This is a genomic window from Trueperaceae bacterium (genome assembly GCA_019454765.1).
Lineage (GTDB): Bacteria > Deinococcota > Deinococci > Deinococcales > Trueperaceae > JAAYYF01.
Genome location: JACFNR010000057.1, coordinates 6199 through 11416 on the forward strand (window position 1 = coordinate 6199; position 5218 = coordinate 11416).

Genomic DNA, 5218 nt, shown 5'->3' on the forward strand with positions numbered 1-5218 from the left:
ACCCCGCCTGGTTCTCTTTTCGGGGCTTTGTTCGTCCCGACTGGGGTTGCGGGGGCCGCGCGGGCTGGGGCCCCCCCCCCGCCCCCCGCCACTAGGGGGTGGTCGGCATGGACATCTCGCGGCGGGCGGAGGAGTTCCTCCCGCGTAGCAGGACCTCGACGGGCGGGCTGCTCAAGTCGCTCGGGCTCCTCACGGCTGCTCTGTTCCTGGCCGTGCTGGCCGGGGCCCTCGCCACCTACCTGGTCAGGCTCCTGGCGCCCGGCGCGCCGGCCTACGTCGGCATCCCCGCCGCGGTGATCGTGCTGGTGGCGGAGCTCAACTACGCGGCTCGGCGCTGGGCGTGGATCATGCCGTGGTACTACCTGCTCCCCGCGATCGTGTTCCTGCTCACCTTCACCGTCTTCCCGGTGCTGCTGACCGTCTTCCTCGCCTTCACCGACTACGCGGGCGTCCGGAACGGCGAGCTGAACATCAGCAGCGAGACGGCCATCGTCAGCGTCGACGGCACGCGGCTGACGGTCGACAACCCGGCAACGCTCGACTGCAAGAACCTGAGGAACGGCTGCGAGGGCGTTCGCGCGGTGGTGTACGCCTCCGGCGAGGAGGTCGTGGTCGCCGAGGAACTCGACGGCACCAACCTGGTACTGCGTGAGCCGCCGCCCAGCGGCCGCACCGTCACGGCCGTCGAGCTCGACCTGCCCGACCTCGGCTTCGCCGTCACCATCCGCGTGATCTCCGTCGACGGGAACGTGTTGCTGCTCGAGAAGGCGCCGCCCTTCCCGCCCGACCTGAGCGACGTGAGGGTCGAGCTCGACCGCGCCGCCATCGGCCGCACGATCGTCAGCGAGGAGGGCGCCGTTCTCGTGCTCGACGAGCCGCTGCCGCCCGACACGGAGCCGACCTCCATCGCCCGCTACAACGACTTCGGTTCGGTCGGGCTCAGGAACTTCCGGCAGGTGTGGGCGAGCGCGCCTCGCGCCCTCTTCCCCGTCTTCCTGTGGAACGTCACGTTCGCGTTCGTGACGGTCATCCTGAACACGGCGGTCGGGGTGCTCCTCGCCGTGCTGCTGAACAACAAGGGGCTCCGCTTCCGCAACCTCTACCGCACGCTGCTCATCGTGCCGTGGGCCCTCCCCAGCGTGATCACCATCCAGGTGTGGCGCGGCTTCCTCAACCAGAACTTCGGGTCCATCAACCGGGTGCTGGCGCTGCTCGACGTCTCCCCCGAGCCGATCAACTGGCTCGTCGGGGACCCCACGGCCGCGCGGGCCGCCGTGTTCATCGTCAACCTGTGGCTCGGCCTACCCTTCATCATGACGGCCACCCTGGGCGCGCTCTCCGCCATCCCCGACGAGCTCTACGAGGCGGCGCGCATCGACGGCGCCGGGGTGTGGCAGGGCTTCTGGAACGTGACGGGGCCGCTGCTCAGGGCCGCGCTGCTCCCCATCACCCTGAGCAGCTTCGCCTTCAACTTCAACAACTTCAACCTTATCTTCCTGCTCACCGACGGCGGCCCGCCCGTGTCGTGGGGAACCGCCACCGCGCGCGGCACCGACATCCTCATCAGCTGGGCCTACAACGAGGCGTTCCGGAGTCAAGGGGGTTACGCGTATGGCCTCGGTTCCGCCATCTCGCTGCTCATCTTCATCATCACCCTCGCGGTCAGCCTGATGAACTTCAGGGTGACCGGCGCCCTCAAGGACGAGGCGGCGACGTGACGCGCGGACGCTCGCTTCACCTGGTCGGCATCGCCGCGGTGCTCATCCTCGTCGCTGGGGCGGTCTACCTGCTGTTCGCGACCGCGCCCGAGGCGATCGTCAGGAACCGCATGCTGGTCGTGCCCGGCGCCTGGAAGCGCTTCCTGGCCGCCAGCGCCCTCGTGATCCTCGGCATCAGCGCCGTCGCCTACCTCTACGGCCTCGCCACGCGCCCGCTGCGCGCGGCGCGCTACGCCGTAACCGCCGGCACGCACATCTTCCTCTGGCTGGTGATCCTCGCCGTCTTCTACCCTGTCGCCTACCTGCTGGCAGTGGCGCTCAACCGCAACGACACGCTCGCGGGCGCGCTGCCGCGGGAGGGCAACCTGCTCGTTCGCGCGGGCGTGGTGCCCAACCCGGCCGACTTCTCGCTCGTGCAGTTCCAGAAGGTCCTGGCGGAGACGCACGTCCTCTGGTACCAGTGGTTGCTGGTCGCGGCCCTCCTGCTCGCGACGCTCATCCTGGTCGGCACGTTCGTGTCGCCGCGCTTCGGGCACGCCCCGGCGCGCGCCGAACGCACGCGCGCCCTCGCCGGCTGGGGGATCTTCGTCGCCGCCGCCCTGCTCGTCGTCAGCGTGCAGCCCGGCCAGTTCTACGGCGTGAGGGCGAGCGACGGCGCTCGCCTGCCCGCCAGCATCGGCGGCATGGTGCCGCTCTACATCCGCAACACGCTGCTCGTCTCGGGCGTCACCGGCGTGATGGCGGTGTTACTGTCCACCACCGCCGGCTACGCCTTCTCGCGGCTCAGGTTCCAGGGGCGCTACGGCACGCTGCTCGCGTTCGTGTTCGTGCAGATGTTCCCGACCTTCATGGCGCTCGTCGCGATCTTCTACCTGATGAGCCGCCTCGACCTGCTCAACACCTTCACCGGCCTGATCCTGGCCTACTCCGGCGGCGCCATAGCCTTCTCGTCGTGGATCTTCAAGGGCTACCTCGACTCCGTCAGCCCCAGCCTCGAGGAGGCCGCCATGGTCGACGGCGCCACCCGCTGGGGCTCATTCTGGCGCATCATCCTCCCCATCAGCGTCCCCATGCTCCTGTTCATCTTCCTGCAGCAGTTCATCGGCACGTACAGCGAGTTCATCCTCGCGAACACGATCCTGGTGGGTCAGGACCTCTGGACGGTGGGCGTGGGCCTCCGCAACTTCTCCACCAACCAGTTCGCCACGCAGTGGGGCGCAATGGCCGCCGCCGCGGTCCTCGGCAGCGTCCCGATCCTGATCGTCTTCTACTCGTTCCAGAACGCCCTGACCGGACAGTTCACGGCGGGAGGCGTGAAGGGGTGAGCGCCCGCCCGGTGGTAGACTCGGCCGGCATGAACGTCCACGACGCACTCGGCTTCGGCACTCAGATCTGCCTCGACGGCGCGAGCGCCGACCGGGGCGCCCTTGCCGACACGGACGTCACGCGTCGCCTCGTGGTGGATCTCCTCCGCGCCGTCGAGGGTCAGGACTGCGGCGCCGAGCCCGCCGCCGTGGTCGTGCTCGAGCGCGGCCCCGACGGCCACAGCGCCGCGCTGGTGCACGGCGAGTCGTGGGTTGCCGTGCACGCGTTCGCCGCCCTGAGGAGCGTCACGCTGCAGTCGTTCTCCGTGCGCGAGCTGCCCCTCGGGCGCGTCACCAGGCTGTTCCTCGCCTCGTACCGGGTGGGGCGGTTCCAGAGCTCGGTCAGGGGTCGCGGCACGCTGCTCCCGCGCGCCCCGGAGGAACTGCTGGCCACGCTCGTCGGCGCGCGCGACTACGAGCGACTGCGCGTCGCCCCCGCCGAGCGCGTGACGCTGTAGCCGTGGTCGCCCCCGGCCCCTACGTCCTCGCCCTCGACCAGGGCACGACGAGCTCGCGGGCGCTGCTGGTCGCCGCGGACGGTCGCATCGTCAGCGTCGCGCAGAAGGAGTTCCCGCAACACTACCCTCGGCCAGGTTGGGTCGAGCACGACGCGCTCGACCTCTGGTCCAGCCAGGTCGGCGTCGCCGGCGAGGCCATCGCCCGGGCCGGCGTGCCCGCGGGGGCGGTGGCCGGCATCGGCATCACCAACCAGCGCGAGACGACGGTGCTCTACGACCGGGCCACCCTCAGGCCCATCGCCAACGCCATCGTCTGGCAGGACCGCCGCACGGCGCCGGAGGTGGAGGCCCTGCGGGCCGCCGGGCACGAGGAGCTGGTGCGCGCCAAGACCGGACTGCTCCTAGACCCGTACTTCTCCGCGACCAAGATCGCGTGGCTACTCGATCACGTGCCCGGAGCGCGGGAGCGGGCGGAGGCGGGCGCCCTCGCCTTCGGCACCGTCGACACGTGGCTCGCCGCCCGCCTCACCGGCGGCGCGGCGCACGTGACCGACGTGTCCAACGCCTCGCGCACCCTCCTGTTCGACATCCACGAGCGCCGCTGGGACGACGAGCTGCTCGAGCTGTTCCGCGTGCCGCGCGCCTTGCTGCCGGAGGTCGTGCCCTCCTCCCACGTCGTCGGCCACGCCGAGGCCGGCCCCCTGGGCGGACTGCCGGTAGCGGCGCTCATAGGCGACCAGCAGGCGGCCACCTTCGGCCAGGCGTGTTTCACGCCCGGCCAGGCCAAGGCGACCTACGGCACCGGCGCGTTCCTGGTGCTCAACACGGGGACCACGGCGCAAGCACCCTTCGACCGCCTCCTGACCACGGTCGCGTGGCAGCAGGGAAAGGCGGTGGAGTACGCGCTCGAGGGCAGCATCTTCATGGCGGGCGCCGTCTTGCAGTGGCTGCGCGACGGGCTGGGGATCGTGCGCGACGCCGCCGAGGCGAGCGCGCTGGCGAGCAGCGTCCCGGACGCGGGTGGCGTCGTCTTCGTGCCGGCCCTCACAGGGCTGGGGGCGCCGCACTGGGACCCAAGGGCGCGCGGCACCGTCTTGGGCATCAGCCGCGGGACCACCGCCGCCCACCTGGCGCGCGCCGCCCTCGAGGGCGTCGCCCTGCAGGTGGCCGACGTGCTGCGCACCATGCAGAGCGCCTCCAGCGCGCCGCTCGCCGAGCTGCGGGTCGACGGCGGCGCCTCGCGCAGCGACCTCCTCATGCAGCTCCAGGCGGACGTGTCGGGCGTGGAGGTCGTGCGCTCGGCCGAGAGCGAGACCACCGCGCTCGGCGCGGCCTACCTGGCCGGGCTCGCCCTTGGCGTATGGCCCGACCGCGACGCAGTCGCCGCCAACTGGCGCGCCGGCCGCCGCTTCACGCCCCGCATCACGGACAGGGAGCGCGACGCCATGCTCGCGCGCTGGGCGGAGGCGGTCTCCCGCGCCCGCGGCTGGGCGGAGGCCTGACGGCGCCGGCGTCCGGCCCCGGCGGGTACACTTGTCGTGCCCAGCCGCCCGGCGCCCAGCGCGCGGCGGGAGGGCCACGGGCCGGAATGGCGGAACGGTAGACGCTGCAGACTTAAAATCTGCTGCCCGTGAGGGCGTGCGGGTTCGAGCCCCGCTTCCGGCACCACGAGAACGCC

Annotated in this window: 4 protein-coding genes and 1 tRNA gene; all 5 read left to right on the forward strand. The window is 71.4% G+C overall.

Translation table 11 applies throughout. The features are described 5' to 3' along the window. Nucleotides 1-107 precede the first annotated feature (107 nt). The 5 genes from H3C53_12240 to H3C53_12260 all read left to right on the forward strand — a co-directional run bounded on the left by H3C53_12240 (nt 108) and on the right by H3C53_12260 (nt 5208). Complete coding sequence (locus tag H3C53_12240; GenBank protein MBW7917434.1) at nt 108-1718, forward strand: ABC transporter permease subunit; 1611 nt, start codon at nt 108-110, stop codon at nt 1716-1718. Between the two features lie 110 nt (nt 1719-1828). Then, a complete protein-coding gene (locus H3C53_12245) occupies nt 1829-3043 on the forward strand; it encodes a sugar ABC transporter permease (GenBank protein MBW7917435.1) in 1215 nt (404 codons plus the stop codon). A 29-nt stretch (nt 3044-3072) separates the two neighbouring features. Continuing rightward, nucleotides 3073-3540, forward strand: coding sequence for a hypothetical protein (locus H3C53_12250; protein ID MBW7917436.1), 468 nt, complete (start codon nt 3073-3075; stop codon nt 3538-3540). Between the two features lie 2 nt (nt 3541-3542). Continuing rightward, nucleotides 3543-5042, forward strand: a complete 1500-nt coding sequence (gene glpK, locus H3C53_12255) for a glycerol kinase GlpK (protein MBW7917437.1) — start codon at nt 3543-3545, stop codon at nt 5040-5042. A gap of 80 nt (nt 5043-5122) precedes the next feature. Then, nucleotides 5123-5208 (forward strand) — tRNA-Leu (locus H3C53_12260). Nucleotides 5209-5218 lie beyond the last annotated feature (10 nt).